A 16,471-nucleotide genomic window follows, 5' to 3' on the forward strand; every position below is an offset into this window, starting at 1 on the left:
TTTACCGAGGGTTTACTCTAAAAAGGTTTTTATCTTCGCCATCTCATTGGCTAAAGAATTTGTGATATTGAACGGAATTGCCGTAAGCGTTAGCTGTTCGTCATAACGGAAAGGTGGGAGCGGAGTTTGAAATGATTCATGCGCAGGATAGATTAGGAAAAGAGCATCAGCGTTGTATTTTTGGCCATAAGCATACAGTTGGTATAAATCAGCCTGCTCAATACTTTGCTTTGGAGCGTTTGGCTCAATCCACTTCCATTTCATATCCAGCACTATCGTTCGATTCCCTTTTCTCAGCACCAAATCAGGGCGTAAATTAAATTGCTTTTTACCTGCGTGATCGTCTATCAGATAATGTAAAGTGTCTTGATAAACTACGTCAAAATCCGTCAAATAGGCTTTAAATCCTTTAGCCACGTAGTTTTCAAAAAGCCGTTCTGTCGGGAACAGTAAGGAGTCATTAGCCTCCTTCCCTGAGGTAGCCCAAGATTGTTGTTGGAGCAATACTTTAGCCCATTGAAGCGCCTTTTCATAGCGCTTGAAATTCCTCATCAATCCTTTACTCTTTTCAAAATCAGCATCTATATTCTCCGAAACAGTTACTTCATCCCATGCAAATCGCAACTGCCGCAATCTTGTTTGATTGGGCAAATGTCTGCTTCGTTTTACTAAGAATAAAAGACACGTTTTTAAGAGTTGATTGGGTAAAATAGCTGCCGAAAATTCATCATGGGCTACGTACAAAGTTTCGGGGTGTGCGTGATTTTGACGATTAAGAAGCCACTTCCCGCGTAAAAAAGGTTGGTTATCTTCTATGGTTATGTACGATTTCTGAATTCCCTGTCTTGTCAATTTTTCCATTTCAGCAATAAAAGCCGATATGAAAACTTCCCAAAGCGGCAAATTAGCGTGGTGTAAATGAGCCTGTGTGAGTGTATGAAAGGGTAAATCAGGAACGTAGCGCAGCATTTTCAACAGACACATTCTGGCTTGGACCGGATTGTCGTTGCGAACTACTTTTGGTAAAATTTCGATTTGAGTACCGTCAGAAGTTTCCAGTAAACCAACTTGTTTTTTTATCCGAATACATTCCCGGCTTTTTTGAATCGTAAAACTTAGGACGGAATCGGCATTTGCCTTAAACGTAAGTTGTTTCAAAAACGCAAACGTAGATTCGGAAACAAAAATGTCCGATAATGTGTTAACCCGTTCAGAAAGAGGGTAATCGCTCCCTCGTCTGATAGAACCATACTCTGAAATAATAAAATGTTGAGGCATACGGGTGCTTTCTTTAGGAATTGCGTACTATGAGGTTTTTAGATACAAACGCTATTGCTAAATTAGTAAAAATCAATTACCTTTGCACCGCAATTGTATGATGGATGATTATTGAGGGGAGTCAAATTCCCCTTTTTTGTTGGCAAAAAATGAACGTAAAAGAAAAAATCATCGCTTTACTTTCCACGCTTTTGGAAGATGATACCTTTTTCATAGTTGAAGTACAGGTATCACCTTCCAAAATCAGGCCGAAAGTAACTGTATTGATAGACAGCGATGCCGGAATAAGTATTGATGAATGTGCTGAGATTAGCCGCAAATTAGATGATTTGATTGAAGCCGAAGAATTGATCCCTCACGCATATACACTTGAAGTTTCGTCGCCAGGAGTAGATTATCCATTGGCCATGCCGCGTCAGTTTCGCAAAAATATTGGCCGTACATTACGAATTGTATTGAAAGATGGAATAGAGAAAAAAGGGCAACTTCAATCGGCGACGGAGGAGGGATTTATGTTGCTGGAAGAAGTAAAAAAGAAGAAAAAAGACCAATTACCTGTTGAGCTGTTCTTTGCATACGCTGATATTTCCAAAGTAGAAGTACAGATAAAGTTTTAAAATAAAGCATTAATAACCGCAACGGCGGATCGTCGCGACCGCGGTGTATCGTTAACAAATAACTATTAACTCTTTCGTAAGAAAATGGATAGTGTAGTATTAATAGAATCGTTTGCCGAGTTTGCTCGCTCCAAAAACATTGATCGTCCAACGATCATCAAAGTCCTGGAGGAAGTGTTTCGCACGATGATTCGTAAAAAATATGGTACAGATACCAATTTTGACGTCATTATCAACCCCGATAGCGGTGATCTTGAAATGTGGCGTACTCGTGAGATTGTAGACGACAATTCAGAAGATATTTGGGAACCCGATAAAATTCCTTTGACCGAAGCCCATAAAATTCAGGATGACTTTGAAGTTGGGGAAGAAGTGGCTGAAGAAGTAAAGTTGGAAGACTTCGGACGTCGTATGGTGCAGACTGCTCGCCAAACGTTGATTCAAAAAATCAAAGATTTGGAAAAAGAGTTGTTGTATATCAAATACAAAGACATGGTTGGCGACCTTCTCACGGTAGATGTGTATCAGATGCTCAAAAATGAGATTATCTGTTTAGACTCGGAAGGAAACGAACTTGTATTGCCAAAACAGGAACAAATTTTTAAGGACAAGTACCGTAAAGGAGAACCCGTAAAAGTAGTAATTCATAAAGTTGAATTAAACAACGGTACGCCTCGCATTACGCTTTCACGTACGTCACCGGTATTTTTGGAAAGATTGTTTGAAACGGAAATTCCCGAAATTTATGACGGACTTATTAATATTCGTAAGATTGTTCGGGAGCCGGGAGAAAGAGCGAAAGTAGCCGTAGAATCTTACGATGATCGCATTGATCCGGTAGGAGCCTGTGTAGGGATGAAAGGTTCGCGGATACACACAATTGTGCGGGAATTGAACAACGAGAATATTGATGTTATCAATTATACCGAGAATCTTGAATTGCTTATCCAACGGGCACTGAGTCCTGCCAAAATCACTTCCATGGTGATAGACCGCGAGACGAAACGAGTATCGGTTTATTTAAAACCTGACCAAGTATCTTTAGCAATTGGTAAAGGAGGTCAGAATATTAAATTGGCGGGCCGTTTGGTAGGAATGGAGATAGATGTATTCCGTGATGTAGAAGGTCAGGAAGACGAAGAAGATGTTGATTTGAGCGAATTTACGGATGAGATTGACGAATGGATGATTGAGGAATTCCGTAAAATTGGTTTGGATACCGCTAAACAAGTGATTAGCATCAGCAAGGAAGAACTGATTCGCCGTACAGACCTTGAAGAAGAGACAGTGGATGAAATCTTAGAAATTTTGCGTCGAGAGTTTGAATAAAAGGAGTATTGAAACTTAAAATGCCCAATACTAACGTGGTTTTAAGCCTTGTTTAGTTGTATATATGTCCATTGTTGATAAATAAATCTGTATCTTTGGACTAATTTTTAAGGTTTTTCCCAAATAACGAATAACCAATAACCCGTACTTCGGTACGAACATTTCCAATATGTCGGAAGAAAAAAGTATGCGCCTTAGCCAAGCGGCTCGAATACTCAACCGTAACCACGCTGCGGTAGCGAGTATTTTAGCGGCAAAAGGGTATAAGGTGGACAACAATCCCAATACCAAATTGAACGCAGAACAGCTTGAATTCTTAGCAAAGGAATTCAGGGCTGAGGCGTTATTGGGGGGAGGCACACCCAAAAAAGAAGAAGTAGCCGTGCCTCAATCTAAGCCTGATGATAGCCCTGTATTGTATTTCCGTACTTCACAGGCCGCTGCTGTCAATACAAAACCCACTGTTGCAGAGCCACAGCCTGAACCGGTCGGAAAGGAGTCTGAACATGCTGAAACATCACCTATTGGTTTAAAAGTAGTTGGTAAAATTGATTTGGATGCTCCCAAAATCGTTTCGCCTCCACCTGCCCCCAAACCTGCGGAAATACCAAAACCTGTGGTGCCTGCTGTGGTTGAAGAAAAGAAAATAGAACCTCTGGTAGTTCCTGTAATTGAAACGACCAAAGAAATTGTTCCAGAAGTAGTTGCAGTCGTGCAACCAGTGTCGACACCTGTGGTTGAAGTCAAACCAACCCCTGTGCCTGAGCCTAAACAGGAAGTAAAACCTGCGGAGGAATTACCAAAACCGGTGGTAGAGCTGCCGCAGCCAAAGCCTGTAGAAAAAGTTGCGACACTTGTAGAAGAGATTTCTGCGCCTGCTGTGGAAGCACCTAAAGTTGTGGAAGTACCTAAAGAAGAACCCAAACCGGAACCGATTAAAGTACCTGTTGTAGAAAATAAAATTGTGGAGAACAGACCAGAATCTCGGGAGCAAAGACCTCCCCGCAGAGAAGAAGGTTTCAGACCGCAGCAGGAACAACAGCCTGCCAATAGGAATTCAAGGCCGCAACAACCGACCCCGCCTGCTCAAAGAAAGCCTGAGCCACCGAAAGAAGTGCCAGTAGTTGAGCCAGAGGTGGAGCCTATGCTGATTGAAGCAAAAGCAGATCCGTTGAAAGGGTTGACAATTTTAGGAAAAATTGAACTCCCTACAGAACGCCGCAGTAATGACAATAGCGCCGCTAATAGGGATAAAGATAAAAAACGTAAACGTAAGCGAGTTCGTAAAGGAGAGAAAGTAATAGAGAATGCACCTGCTAACAGAGGGGCAAGACCTGGCGATAAGCCAGCGAACGCTCCCCGTGATGGAGGTAATTCAAGACCTGTTACTCCTGCACATCCTGTTTCTAATACTACTCCTGCCACGGGTACTAATGCGAATGCCGCTAATAACAATGCAAATGCAAAGAAACCAGCTACAACTACCGGAGGTGGTGGAGCGAACAAAAAAGGTGGAAACAATAACCGACGTGAGCGAAAAGACGAAATTACGCAGAAAGAAGTTGCAGATTCAATAAAGGCGACTAATGCCCGCTTGAGTGGAGGAACGAGAGGTAAAAACTTTGGCGCGGATAAACGACGTGAACGTCGTAAAGTGCGTGCTGAGGCCGAAGAAGGACGCTTAATGCAAGAGCAGGAGGATGCAAAAGTGCTCAAAGTAACTGAGTTTATCTCGGCAAATGAACTTGCTTCTCTGATGGACTCTTCTGTGCAGGAAGTTATATCTGTGTGTTTAAGCATGGGGATGTTTGTCTCTATCAACCAACGTTTGGATGCAGAAAGTATTTCGCTTATTGCCGACGAATTTGGTTTTGAAGTCTCATTTATCTCAGCCGAAGAAGAAATTCAGGGCGATGTTGTATTAGAGGAAGATGCCGAAGAAGATCTTTTGGAGCGAGCGCCTATTGTGACTATTATGGGTCACGTTGACCATGGTAAAACATCGTTACTTGACTATATCCGTCGTACTCGCGTTGCTGCGGGTGAAGCGGGGGGCATTACCCAGCACATTGGTGCTTATAGTGTTAAAACAGAAGGCGGTCGCCGAATTGCTTTCTTGGATACGCCGGGTCACGAAGCCTTTACAGCCATGCGTGCTCGGGGAGCTAAAGTGACTGACGTAGTTATCATCGTAATTGCGGCCGATGACTCAATCATGCCTCAAACCCGTGAAGCAATCAATCATGCTCAGAATGCGGGAGTTCCTATTGTATTCGCCTTTAGTAAAATAGATAAGCCAGGTGCTAATACTGAAAAAATTCGTGAAGCTTTGGCAAACATGAACATTCTGGTAGAAGAATGGGGAGGAAAATACCAAACGCAGGAAATTTCTTCTAAGTCCGGAGTAGGTATTGCTGAGTTACTCGAAAAAGTATTGCTTGAAGCAGAATTACTGGAATTAAAAGCTAATCCTAATCGTCGTGCTTCGGGTACAGTAATCGAAGCTTCACTTGATAAGGGCCGAGGTTATCTGGCAACAATTTTGGTACAAACAGGTACGCTGAAAGTAGGGGATGTTATCATCGCCGGAGCGCACTATGGACGTGCTAAAGCAATGTTTGATGCTACAGGCACTCGTCTCAAAGAGGCAAGACCATCTACTCCCGTACAGCTGTTGGGCTTAAATGGAGCGCCACAAGCGGGAGATAAGTTCAATGTAATGGAGAACGAACGCGAAGCCCGCGAAATTGCGAATAAGCGTGAGCAAATCATGCGTGAGCAAACAATCCGTACTCGTAAGCACATTACCTTAGAAGAAATTGGACGTCGTAAGGCAATTGGAACGTTCAAAGAACTAAACATTATCATCAAAGGTGATGTGGATGGTTCAGTAGAAGCCCTTTCAGATTCGTTGCTTAAACTTTCGACTGAAGAAGTTCAGGTCAATATTATCAATAAGGCCGTTGGACAAATTGCCGAATCTGATGTCAATTTGGCGATAGCTTCTGATGCCATCATTGTAGGTTTCCAAGTGAGACCTTCAAATAATGCTAAGAAATTGGCTGAGCAGGAGCAAATAGAGATTCGTCTTTACTCGGTCATTTACGATGCCATCAATGAGGTCAAAGACGCCATGTTAGGTATGTTGGAACCAACGATGGAAGAAGCAATCGTCGGAAATGCGGAAGTACGTGAGGTCTTTAAGATTAGCAAAATCGGTACCGTTGCTGGTTCTTACGTCACAGATGGTATCATTAAACGAAATAATAAAGTTCGGGTGATACGTGATTTTATTGTTGTGCACGAAGGCGAAATTTCGCAGCTTAAACGCTACAAAGATGACGTTAATGAAGTGAAATCAGGATTTGAATTCGGTGTCAGTATCAAAGGTTTAAATGATATTCAAATAGGAGATATTATTGAAAGCTTTGAAATGAAGGAAGTTAAACGGACACTTTAGTCATCAACTATTCATAAATCAAACAGGCTTTTGGAGACCCCAAAAGCTTGTTTGATTTATGAGCATCTTTTTTAAACTACTTTTGAAACACTATTGTTGCTCATTAAATTTGACACTAAAATGGAATAGGTTGTCATATTTTTGCAGGGAATGTTATATTTGTATTAGTTTTTAACCTAACCCGTGGAAGAAATTCATTCTGATATTGCACATAGTATCCCACAACGCCCCCCGTGGCGTAACGTGATGTTGCTGCTTGGATTAGTATTGTTAGGTATGTCATTGGGTAATCTACTGGCTATGGCAGCTATCATGGCATTGAGTATGCCGCAGGGAGGGATGGGTTTAGAAGATGTTTCTCAAATGCTCCAAAACCCTCAACAGTTCCCAAATTCCTGGTGGTATTTGATGTTGTTACAGGCGATTTCTCATCTTTTTACTTTTTTGATTCCGGGCGTGATCTATTGGCGTTGGTCAGAGCAGCATCGAGTCGAAGAATTTGTGCGTCGACCTTTACCTTCCTATTTGCTTCTCGCAATTGCCCTCTTAATTGTTTTGGTATTTATGCCATTCAACAGCTGGATTATTGAATGGAATGGAAATCTTCATTTGCCGCAAGGTTTGCAACGAATTGAGGAATGGATGCTTCGTAAAGAAGATGAGTTGGCTACTATGACACGGTTTTTAACCAATTTCAGTACTGGAGCAGAGTTAATAGTGGCTTTGGTGGTCATTGCTATTATACCGGCTGTTGGGGAAGAAGTGCTGTTCAGAGGCATTATTCAACGAAAGATATTCCATAAAATCGGTGATATGCACGCCTCTATCTGGGCAACAGCGGCCTTGTTCAGCGCTATTCACCTGCAATTCTATGGATTTGTACCAAGAATGCTTTTGGGAGCTATGTTTGGATATATGTATGCTTGGACACGAAATTTATGGACTCCTATTTTTGCCCATTTTATAAACAATGCAGCCACCGTCGTGATTGTGTTTTTATCTCATCAACAGGTAATTAATTTTGATATTGAGAAGTCCGATTCTGCTGTTTCGTGGATAGTCGCCTTGATTTCATTAGCGCTTACCGCCGGATTACTTCTTAATCTAAAAATGATTTCCCAACGTAGCGCTGCAATCAATGGTATTTGATAATTGGGAAAAAATCTTTGAAACGAGCTTTCAACACCGCGCCGAAATCGTCCGAGATTACTTAGAGCAGCAAGGATTTTCTGCGGTTATCATCAATAAACAGGACAGCAGTTATCATTTTGGAAAATACGAGTTGTATGTTCCTGTGAAAGATGCTATCATTGCTAAAACAATTGTAGTGAATGAAATCTCCTTTGAATAATCTTTCCAATCTTCAACAACGTATTATTGCTGCCATTTTTGGCGTAGCCATTATTTTATCTGCGATTCTCTACAGCGAATGGACGTTTATAGTACTCTTTTGTGCCATCAGCGTACTGACGCAATTGGAGTTTTATAAACTGCTTGGTTTGGATGGAAATCAACCGCTTACTTATTATGGAACTATGTGTGGCGTTTTTATTAATATCATTACTTTTTTGATTGAAAAAGAAGTAATAAGTTTTCAAAACTACTTCTTAATCAGTCCATTAGTGACTATGATATTTTTTATTAAGCTATATAAAAAACGAGACCTTAAACCATTTCAGAATATTGCCTTTACATTTTTGGGTATTATTTACGTTGCTCTTCCTTTTTCACTTTTGAGTGTGTTGGCTATGCGAGGAGGTATATACAATTATGAAATCGTACTTGGATGTTTATTTCTGCTTTGGGCTACGGATATAGGAGCCTACTTTGCCGGTACTTATTTCGGAAAGCGTAAATTATTTGAACGGGTATCGCCTAAAAAATCGTGGGAAGGAGCTGCGGGAGGGGCTTTATTTGCAGCCATAATCGCCTTTATATTAGGAGTTTATTTTAAGACTCACCGCCCCTGGGAATGGTACTGTATTGGAGCGTTGATGGTCGTATCAGGTACTTTGGGAGATTTGGTTGAGTCACTATTTAAACGCAGTATCGCTATCAAAGATTCAGGCAGTACAATTCCCGGACATGGTGGATTTCTGGACCGATTTGATGGATTATTACTTTCTACCCCTTTTATTGTGACGTTTGTTAAAATTTTTTCGTAAGATACAAGTTAGACTTTATAAGAAAGATACCGTTACCTGTCAATTTCAAAAGTAGATTATGCAACAAAAAATTACATACAGTCTTTTCACTTGGGTAACAGTCTTACTGATTAGTGCCTTGGCCTTGCAGGAAGTACAGGCACAGGGGCAGGTGAAAAGCATCATGTTTACGGGGCGGGTAGTGGGTGTAAAAGGAACTCAGACTCTTGGAAAAGCCTATATCTTAATTCCTCGTGCGGGACGAGGTACACTTGCCGACATAGAGGGGTATTTTGCTTTGCCCGTTTTTCCGGGAGATAGTGTGGTTTTCAGTTATTTGGGTTACCAAAAGCAATACCATATCATTCCAAAACGACACATGGAAGAGTCTTATTCGGCCATTATTTTGATGAAGGAAGATGTTAAAACGTTGGCAGAGGTGAAAGTATACCCTTATGCGACGGAAGAGGAGTTTAAGAAGGCATTTATATCTATGAAATTGCCTGATGAATTTGAGCGCGACAATTTGGAAAGGAACACCCGTCAGGAATTGTTGATGCAAATGGCGGCTGCTACGCCTTTGAGTGCCGCAGGGAATTATCGAAACTTCATGGATCAGCAGATATTTGGCCGGGAAAATGCCGCCAACCGAAGCTTTACAACTACTATGCCCTTTTTAAATCCATTTGCGTGGGCGAGTTTCATTAAGTCGGTCAAAAATGGAGATTTGAAAAAGAAAGAATACCGCGAAATTCTTAAACAGGCTCCCCGCGAAAATATTTCACGTCAGGATATTTTGAAAAAATAGTAATCGGCACTTTTTAATACTCAATGTAGTTTTTTAACGCCATCGCAGTGCCATCAAACACCGCAAACGTATTGTAGTTTATCCAATCGCCAAGAATCAGCATTCGACTTTCACTATTGACTGCTTGGTCAAATTCTATGTGCCGGTGGCCAAAAATGTAAAAATCACGGTGCTTTTTACTTTCTTCCTCTTTAGCGTACAGTAACAGCCATTCCTTGTCTTCGCCAAGAAAGACGGGTTGTGCTTCTTTGTCGTGTTTCTTCCAACTGTGCTGGGCCCAGGATTGCCCTAACCAAAGCGCCCAATCGGGATGCATTAAATTCCCAAATGCCCAACGCGCCAATTTACTCTCAAATACCTTTTGGAGTAATTTATAGTTGTAATCGCCCGGCCCTAATCCGTCTCCGTGTGCGATTAAAATGTTTATGGTTTGAGTTGTTGACTGTTCAGGGTTTTCTGTAAACTGTAAACTGTAAACTTTAGACTGTGAACTGTGAACTGTAAACTCTAACGGTCTTCGGAACGTCTTTATATTGAGTTCTTTTTCGAAATAATCAGTCATCCACATATCATGGTTGCCTGGAAAGACAATGATTTCTATCCCGGCATCGGTAAGTTCTCCTAATTTCCCCAAAAAACGTACAAAACCGCGAGGAACCACTCGTTTGTGTTCGTACCAAAAATCAAATAAATCTCCTACTAAGCAAATCATCTGAGCGTCGTGGCGAATGGATTCCAACCAGCGTACTAATCTGCGTTCACGTTTCAAACTTTCAGTATGATTGGGGGCACCAAGATGAAAATCGGAAGCAAAATAAATTTTCTTTTCCGGTAAAAGTGTTACTTCTAATTGTTGAAATGACATGAGAGGCTTTTGAAATTCGGACAAAAATACGGAGATTACTTTACAAGATTTTTCCTAATTTTACGACTCACACAAGCAAATTTTCATGGAAACACCTATTCTCACTAAGTCAGAAATATTTGAAAAAATAGCCGCTCAATTGGGTGAACAAGGATTTAAGGTTGTAAATCAAGATCAAACTCGCCCTTGGGGAGGTTTTTTTGTATTGGACGAATCTCAAACCCCTCAGTTTGCATCTACTTATTTTCCGACAGTTGAGCTATCAAGTCTTCAGATTACTCAAAAATTGAGTCCCAAAATTTTGGTTGTAGCACCCGAAAAGCGGCTTTCGTGGCAGTATCATCACCGTCGTGCGGAAATTTGGCGGGTAGTTTCGGGAATTGTAGGCGTGGTAACAAGCGATACAGACGAAGAAACGCAAGTGAAAACGTATCAGCCCGGAGAATTAATTACACTCCGTCAAGGGGAGCGCCACCGTTTGGTAGGGCTTACTGAATGGGGTGTTTTGGCTGAGATTTGGCAACATACTGACCCAGAAAACCCTTCGAATGAAGATGATATTGTACGCGTACAAGATGATTTTGGAAGATAATGGAAAATTTAAAATACCCCGTTGGACGTTTTGAGTTTGGCAAAACGTACAGTAAAGCCGAAACTCAGGCCCAAATTCAAACCATAAGTGCTTTACCTTCTAAGCTGTTTAATATCGTCAATGTATTGACGGAGGCGCAGTTGGAAACTCCCTATCGCCCTGAAGGCTGGACCGTTCTCCAAACGGTTCACCACATAGCTGACAGCCACATGAATGCCTATATCCGTTTTAAGTTGGCTCTAACAGAAGATAATCCCAATATAAAGCCTTATGAGGAAGCGCTATGGGCCGAACTTGCGGACGGGAAAGCTGCCCCGGTGGATTGGTCGCTTCAATTACTCAAATACGTTCATTTACGCTGGGTGATGTTGTTGAATTCTCTTACGGAGGCAGATTTAGAGCGCACTTATTTCCATCCCGAAAGTAAATTGGTTTATCCTTTACATCAAGTGGTGGCGATGTATGCCTGGCACAGCGAACATCACTATGAGCACATCCATCAACTTTGTATCCGACAAGGTTGGATATAAGGCCAATTAGGAATATTCAGCGGTCAGCAAATCTTTTTGTTTGGTTTTACGTTAAGCTATTAACCATTAATTTAAATTGTAATAATGCCTTCTGCATCTACATCTGATAATATCCTTATGCGGGTATTAAAGTCCGTTTTTTTTAAAAGTGCTACGGGGAAAGCCAGTCGTTATGCCCGCAATACGGGTAGTCTTATGCAGCTTTTACGTGATGTCCTTAATAAGACCAATGCCCTGAAAGGAGCAGGGTACGACGCATTTCGTGAAAAAATTGCTTTATTGGCACGCCTGTTAAAGGCGTACGTAAAAGGAGAGTATCGAACCGTGCCTTGGAAAACGCTTACGCGAATTATTGCAGTTTTAGTATATTTTCTTTCGCCTATAGATGTGATCCCCGATTTGTTGCCTGTGATTGGATTTACAGACGATATCGCTTTGGTCGTTTGGCTTTTCAATGCCATTGCTGATGACTTAAATGCGTTTCGTCAATGGGATACGGAGCGAAATACTGTCTCCATTGACTGATATTCTGCGAAATAGTTGTTATTTTTGCAGAGTAAAACCTTAAAAAAGGGTTAAAATTAAAAAAGATAAGGTAGACGTTGGCCTTATTTCGTTTTATTGATGTACTAATTAGTTGTTGGTAGATAGATACCTATTTTCAAACAACGGATAAATAAATAATCACTAACTGAATTTTCCAATGAATATGCTTTCGATTTTTTTGATTTTAGGTTTAGGAGGACAGGAAGTCATTCTAATTGGCCTGATTGTATTGCTCCTTTTTGGCGCGAAAAAAATCCCTGAACTTATGAAAGGCTTAGGGAAAGGTATTCGCGAGTTTAAAGATGCTTCTAAAGAGGTGAAGGACAGTATCGAAAAAGGATTGGACGAGACTCGTTAATTCTTTTAAAATGGATTCTAATTGACTATCCCGGATAGATGATAGTGCAGTAGGATTGTAATCTTTCTTAATTTCAATCAGAATCAGCAGTAGCCGAAAGACTACTGCGGATTTTTTATTTTGTACCATTCCTGTTTTAACGTCAACCTGCATTGGTTGAAACCCTTTTATTGTGAACTATAATTATTCCTCTCTTAGTGAAGTACAGGCAGACCTTCGAGTCGGTGCGGTTACGTGTCGTCAGCTGGTGGCGTATTATCTGGAGAATATTGGAGAGAAAAATGCGGTACTAAATGCTTTTTTGGCAGTTTATGATGAGGAAGCACTTCAAAGAGCAGATGAAATAGACCAAAAGATAGCGGCAGGAACGGCAGGACGGCTGGCTGGCATGGTCATAGGAATAAAAGACGTATTGTGTTATAAAGATCATGGTCTGCAGGCAGGGAGTAAAATTTTAGATGGCTTTGTATCTCAGTTCACGGCCACGGCAGTGCAACGGGTATTGGATGAGGATGCAATTATCATTGGACGCCAAAATTGCGATGAGTTTGCAATGGGGTCTTCCAACGAGAATTCGGCTTTTGGTGCAGTACGCAATGCCGCCGATATTTCGCGGGTGCCGGGTGGTTCCTCAGGTGGCTCGGCAGTGGCAGTACAGGCAGATATGTGTTTGGCATCGCTCGGCTCTGATACAGGAGGTTCAGTACGTCAGCCGGCAGCCTTTTGTGGCTTGGTCGGTTTAAAACCAACTTACGGACGTATTTCCCGTTGGGGATTGATTGCCTATGGTTCTTCGTTTGACTGTATCGGCCCCATTACAAAAAGCGTGGAAGATGCTGCTTTGTTGCTTGAAATTATGGCAGGTCCTGATGAATTTGACAGTACAGTTTCACAACAATCAGTTCCCTCTTATTCACTTCTTATAGCTTCTTCTCAATCTTCACAAGCTAACTTATGTATCGGATACTTGCGTGAAGGGGTAGAAAGTGAAGCCCTTCAACCTGAAATTAAGCAGGCTATGCAGTCAAAATTGGATTGGCTACGCGAGCAGGGTCACGTTGTAGAGGCAGTCGACTTTGATTTACTGCCTTATATTTTACCTACTTACTACATTTTAACAACGGCAGAATCAAGTTCAAATCTTTCCCGATTTGATGGGGTTCGTTATGGTCATCGGAGTAGTAAAGCAAATGATTTGATGTCTTTATACAAGAAATCACGTAGTGTAGGTTTTGGGAGTGAAGTAAAACGTCGGATTATGTTGGGTACGTTTGTGTTGAGTGCCAGCTATTATGATGCGTATTATACCAAAGCCCAAAAAGTACGACGTTTGATGAAAGAACAAACGGACCGACTTTTTGAAAAATATGATTTTTTAGTGATGCCCACAACGCCTACAACGGCTTTTCCGATTGGTGATAAGACCGAAGACCCGTTGCAGATGTATTTGGCAGATATATTTACAGTTCAGGCCAATGTGGTAGGAAATCCCGCGATTTCGATACCTAACGGAACAGATACCCAAGGAATGTCGATGGGATTGCAAATGATAGGTAAACCTTTTGGTGAAGCTGAACTGTTGGCATTTTCTAAATATGTAATCGAAGGAACACAGGTAGGTGTTGATTCTTCGTTTTAATTGAATAGGAATTTTTCCTTTTACTATAGCCATTGAAAACTCATTGTAAAATGTAAAACCTAACGAGAAAACAACAAAACAATGATGGAATTGAAGCGAATTGTGAGCGTAGGGATGTTGTCGGGACTATTTTTGATTGGAGCAACCGAGTTCGCCCGTACGCAAGAGGTAGAAATAGACACCAGCAGTGTAGAAGAATTGGTACAAGTCGAAATCATGGCTGACTCGACCGTACCTGAGGCATTGATAAGAGAGCGCTTGGCGAAGTTGGAGAGTGAGATTCCATTACGTTATCATAAAGTTACGCATCAGTTTGTTGAATACTTCATTTATCGCAAGCCCAGTTTCGTAAAACGAATGCTGGAACAAATGAATTTGTTCTTCCCACTTTACGAACAAATGCTCGAAAAGTACGATATGCCCAAGGAACTGAAATTCCTGTCGTTGATTGAATCAGGGCTGAACCCACGAATTATTTCGTACGCAGGAGCGGGAGGCTTGTGGCAATTTATGCCTGCTACAGGGCGTGAATATGGAATGAAGCAGGACGATTACATCGATGAACGTTTTGATCCCGTAAAAGCTACCGATGCTGCTTGCCGTTATTTAAAAAGACTTCACAAAGCGTTTGGCGATTGGGAAATGGCATTAGCGGCCTACAACGTAGGCCCGGGGAACGTGAAAAGAGCAATGCGCCGCTCGGGTTCAAGTACGTTTTGGGGAATTTATAATTTTCTTCCTAAGCAAACCCGTCATTATGTGCCGCAATTTGTAGCGATGACCTACATGATGCATTACCACGCGGATCATGGTATTTTTGCCGAAACCCCTGATTATCCCACTCTCTCAGATACAGTTCAGATTTCGGGCTATTTCAACCTGCATACGTTTGCCAAATTAAGTAACATCACTTTTGAGGAACTCTACAAACTTAATCCTCAACTGATTAATACAGAATTGCCTTCGTACGTAAAAGATTATGTGCTTCGAGTACCAAGCCATGATTTTGAATATTTGAAGGAAAATCGTTTGGCTATTTGGGATTCTGCGGCTAAGTCACCCTTCCAATCCCAATTGGCTTTAGCTTCTAACGAAGAAGACGGTACTGACAGTGCTTTGGCTATCAAAAAGGTAGGTGGGCTTGTAGCGGCAGGTGATGAAAATGATGACCCCGAGACAATTATCACGCGTCAAACCAAGAAAATGTACCATACGGTACGCAAAGGGGAGACACTGGGAAGAATAGCGAATCGTTACGGAGTAGATACCTACGACTTGAAGCGCTGGAATCGGATGCGGAGCAATACGGTGATACGCGGAAAGAAACTGGTGATTTATAAAGAGTCGAACAAAGCCGTTTTAGCTAATCTTGCCCCTGCTAAAGCAAAAGGTAAAATAAAAATGCGTTATCACCAGGTTCAGTCGGGAGATACGCTTTCTACAATAGCAGAACGGTACGGCATCAACATCAACCGTCTCAAAAAAATAAATCGACTTAGAGGTAATACTGTACGGAAAGGACAAAAATTGATTGTTGGATAACAATTCAGAACGTTATTGGTTATCCGTTAAACGTTATCAGACCTCATTTATGCATTTTCAAATACACCGATAACTATTAACGGATAACTCATTATCAATGGCTCTTTTTTACTTCAAAGCCTTCCACATTGTGGGAGCCGTAGCTTGGTTTGCAGGCTTGTTTTACTTAGTTCGGATATTTGTATATCACGCAGAAGCTGACCAAAAACCGGAACATTTACGGCAGCCCTTTAAAGAGCAATTTGGGCTCATGGAATGGCGTGTTTACAAAATTATTTGTAATCCTGCCATGATGCTCACTTGGACATGTGGGCTTATCATGACTTTCTTGAACCCCAGCTATTGGCAGATGGGCTGGTTCCAAGCTAAATTCTCACTTCTTATTTTGCTGACGGTTTATCATATTTGGTGTAAACGTATTATTATCAAACTGGAAAAAGGCGAAAAACCCTTTGATTCCTTTCAGTTTCGTCTTCTCAATGAGCTCCCTACGCTCTTTCTATTAAGTATTGTTCTGCTTGCTGTTTTAAGAGACATGCTCAATTTCTTATACGCTTTCGGTGGGGTATTGGTCTTTGGGGTATTGCTGTTTGTATTTGCCAAAGCGTATCGAAAGCGGCGGGAGGGGTAGACGGCTTTGACTTTATTTGCCTAAAATTTTCTCTCGAAACCATAATTTGGTAATTAAATGGCTGTAAATCTTTGGACAAAGGATGAATTGATATTGGCTCTTAATTTGTACCTGAAATTACCTTTTGGTAAA

At 41.4% G+C, this 16,471-nt stretch carries 16 protein-coding genes; 14 read left to right on the top strand and 2 right to left on the bottom strand.

The features are described 5' to 3' along the window. Nucleotides 1-12: 12 nt before the first annotated feature. Complete coding sequence (locus Q0081_RS11315; protein ID WP_298352927.1) at nucleotides 13-1,278, bottom strand: McrC family protein; 1,266 nt, start codon at nucleotides 1,276-1,278, stop codon at nucleotides 13-15. Between the two features lie 149 nt (nucleotides 1,279-1,427). Here Q0081_RS11315 and rimP point away from each other — a divergent pair, with 149 nt between their 5' ends. The 7 genes from rimP to Q0081_RS11350 all read left to right on the top strand — a co-directional run bounded on the left by rimP (nucleotide 1,428) and on the right by Q0081_RS11350 (nucleotide 9,636). Then, complete coding sequence (gene rimP, locus Q0081_RS11320; protein ID WP_298352929.1) at nucleotides 1,428-1,895, top strand: ribosome maturation factor RimP; 468 nt, start codon at nucleotides 1,428-1,430, stop codon at nucleotides 1,893-1,895. An 84-nt stretch (nucleotides 1,896-1,979) separates the two neighbouring features. Further along, on the top strand, nucleotides 1,980-3,224 hold the full coding sequence (gene nusA / locus Q0081_RS11325) for a transcription termination factor NusA (protein ID WP_298352931.1): 1,245 nt from the start codon (nucleotides 1,980-1,982) through the stop codon (nucleotides 3,222-3,224). A 169-nt stretch (nucleotides 3,225-3,393) separates the two neighbouring features. Next, entirely contained in the window at nucleotides 3,394-6,684 is a 3,291-nt protein-coding gene (gene infB, locus Q0081_RS11330; protein ID WP_298352934.1) for a translation initiation factor IF-2, read from the top strand. 183 nt (nucleotides 6,685-6,867) lie between these two features. After that, nucleotides 6,868-7,833, top strand: coding sequence for a CPBP family intramembrane glutamic endopeptidase (locus Q0081_RS11335; protein ID WP_298352936.1), 966 nt, complete (start codon nucleotides 6,868-6,870; stop codon nucleotides 7,831-7,833). Then, nucleotides 7,823-8,035 carry a DUF2007 domain-containing protein gene (locus Q0081_RS11340; RefSeq protein WP_298352938.1) on the top strand — a complete coding sequence of 71 codons (213 nt, stop codon included), beginning with the start codon at nucleotides 7,823-7,825 and terminating at the stop codon, nucleotides 8,033-8,035. The genes Q0081_RS11335 and Q0081_RS11340 overlap by 11 nt, the downstream gene beginning before the upstream one ends. Next, nucleotides 8,016-8,849 (top strand): phosphatidate cytidylyltransferase, encoded by an 834-nt coding sequence (locus tag Q0081_RS11345; protein WP_298352941.1) that lies wholly within the window; start codon nucleotides 8,016-8,018, stop codon nucleotides 8,847-8,849. The genes Q0081_RS11340 and Q0081_RS11345 overlap by 20 nt, the downstream gene beginning before the upstream one ends. Before the next feature lie 58 nt (nucleotides 8,850-8,907). Further along, complete coding sequence (locus Q0081_RS11350) at nucleotides 8,908-9,636, top strand: carboxypeptidase-like regulatory domain-containing protein (protein WP_298352944.1); 729 nt, start codon at nucleotides 8,908-8,910, stop codon at nucleotides 9,634-9,636. A gap of 13 nt (nucleotides 9,637-9,649) precedes the next feature. Here the strand turns inward: Q0081_RS11350 and Q0081_RS11355 are convergent, their stop codons facing one another. Next, nucleotides 9,650-10,501 carry a UDP-2,3-diacylglucosamine diphosphatase gene (locus Q0081_RS11355; protein WP_298352946.1) on the bottom strand — a complete coding sequence of 284 codons (852 nt, stop codon included), beginning with the start codon at nucleotides 10,499-10,501 and terminating at the stop codon, nucleotides 9,650-9,652. Between the two features lie 85 nt (nucleotides 10,502-10,586). Between Q0081_RS11355 and Q0081_RS11360 the strand changes: the two genes are divergently transcribed. The 7 genes from Q0081_RS11360 to hemJ all read left to right on the top strand — a co-directional run bounded on the left by Q0081_RS11360 (nucleotide 10,587) and on the right by hemJ (nucleotide 16,339). Then, nucleotides 10,587-11,093, top strand: a complete 507-nt coding sequence (locus tag Q0081_RS11360) for a phosphoheptose isomerase (protein WP_298352948.1) — start codon at nucleotides 10,587-10,589, stop codon at nucleotides 11,091-11,093. Beyond that, the gene (locus tag Q0081_RS11365; protein WP_298352950.1) at nucleotides 11,093-11,623 is read left to right on the top strand and encodes a YfiT family bacillithiol transferase; all 531 of its coding nucleotides are present in this window, start codon (nucleotides 11,093-11,095) and stop codon (nucleotides 11,621-11,623) included. Before Q0081_RS11360 ends, Q0081_RS11365 begins: the two co-directional genes overlap by 1 nt. 84 nt (nucleotides 11,624-11,707) lie before the next feature. Next, a complete protein-coding gene (locus Q0081_RS11370; protein ID WP_298352953.1) occupies nucleotides 11,708-12,148 on the top strand; it encodes a YkvA family protein in 441 nt (146 codons plus the stop codon). A 178-nt stretch (nucleotides 12,149-12,326) separates the two neighbouring features. Then, entirely contained in the window at nucleotides 12,327-12,527 is a 201-nt protein-coding gene (locus tag Q0081_RS11375; RefSeq protein WP_298352956.1) for a twin-arginine translocase TatA/TatE family subunit, read from the top strand. Nucleotides 12,528-12,699: 172 nt separating this feature from the next. Further along, nucleotides 12,700-14,166 carry an Asp-tRNA(Asn)/Glu-tRNA(Gln) amidotransferase subunit GatA gene (gatA, locus tag Q0081_RS11380; protein ID WP_298352959.1) on the top strand — a complete coding sequence of 489 codons (1,467 nt, stop codon included), beginning with the start codon at nucleotides 12,700-12,702 and terminating at the stop codon, nucleotides 14,164-14,166. Nucleotides 14,167-14,247: 81 nt separating this feature from the next. Then, nucleotides 14,248-15,708, top strand: coding sequence for a lytic transglycosylase domain-containing protein (locus Q0081_RS11385; protein WP_298352962.1), 1,461 nt, complete (start codon nucleotides 14,248-14,250; stop codon nucleotides 15,706-15,708). 97 nt (nucleotides 15,709-15,805) lie between these two features. Further along, nucleotides 15,806-16,339: a protoporphyrinogen oxidase HemJ gene (gene hemJ, locus Q0081_RS11390; RefSeq protein ID WP_298352965.1), complete on the top strand. Its 534-nt coding sequence runs from the start codon at nucleotides 15,806-15,808 to the stop codon at nucleotides 16,337-16,339. The last annotated feature ends 132 nt before the right edge of the window (nucleotides 16,340-16,471 follow it).

The sequence above is a fragment of the Runella sp. genome (assembly GCF_027484545.1).
Taxonomy (GTDB): domain Bacteria; phylum Bacteroidota; class Bacteroidia; order Cytophagales; family Spirosomataceae; genus Runella.

Coding starts and splice junctions, on each gene's coding strand:
- Q0081_RS11315 (WP_298352927.1), bottom strand. CDS start 1,278: ATGCCTCAACATTTTATTATTTCAGAGTATGGTTCTATCAGACGAGGG.
- rimP (WP_298352929.1), top strand. CDS start 1,428: ATGAACGTAAAAGAAAAAATCATCGCTTTACTTTCCACGCTTTTGGAA.
- nusA (WP_298352931.1), top strand. CDS start 1,980: ATGGATAGTGTAGTATTAATAGAATCGTTTGCCGAGTTTGCTCGCTCC.
- infB (WP_298352934.1), top strand. CDS start 3,394: ATGTCGGAAGAAAAAAGTATGCGCCTTAGCCAAGCGGCTCGAATACTC.
- Q0081_RS11340 (WP_298352938.1), top strand. CDS start 7,823: ATGGTATTTGATAATTGGGAAAAAATCTTTGAAACGAGCTTTCAACAC.
- Q0081_RS11345 (WP_298352941.1), top strand. CDS start 8,016: ATGAAATCTCCTTTGAATAATCTTTCCAATCTTCAACAACGTATTATT.
- Q0081_RS11350 (WP_298352944.1), top strand. CDS start 8,908: ATGCAACAAAAAATTACATACAGTCTTTTCACTTGGGTAACAGTCTTA.
- Q0081_RS11355 (WP_298352946.1), bottom strand. CDS start 10,501: ATGTCATTTCAACAATTAGAAGTAACACTTTTACCGGAAAAGAAAATT.
- Q0081_RS11360 (WP_298352948.1), top strand. CDS start 10,587: ATGGAAACACCTATTCTCACTAAGTCAGAAATATTTGAAAAAATAGCC.
- Q0081_RS11365 (WP_298352950.1), top strand. CDS start 11,093: ATGGAAAATTTAAAATACCCCGTTGGACGTTTTGAGTTTGGCAAAACG.
- Q0081_RS11370 (WP_298352953.1), top strand. CDS start 11,708: ATGCCTTCTGCATCTACATCTGATAATATCCTTATGCGGGTATTAAAG.
- Q0081_RS11375 (WP_298352956.1), top strand. CDS start 12,327: ATGAATATGCTTTCGATTTTTTTGATTTTAGGTTTAGGAGGACAGGAA.
- Q0081_RS11385 (WP_298352962.1), top strand. CDS start 14,248: ATGATGGAATTGAAGCGAATTGTGAGCGTAGGGATGTTGTCGGGACTA.
- hemJ (WP_298352965.1), top strand. CDS start 15,806: ATGGCTCTTTTTTACTTCAAAGCCTTCCACATTGTGGGAGCCGTAGCT.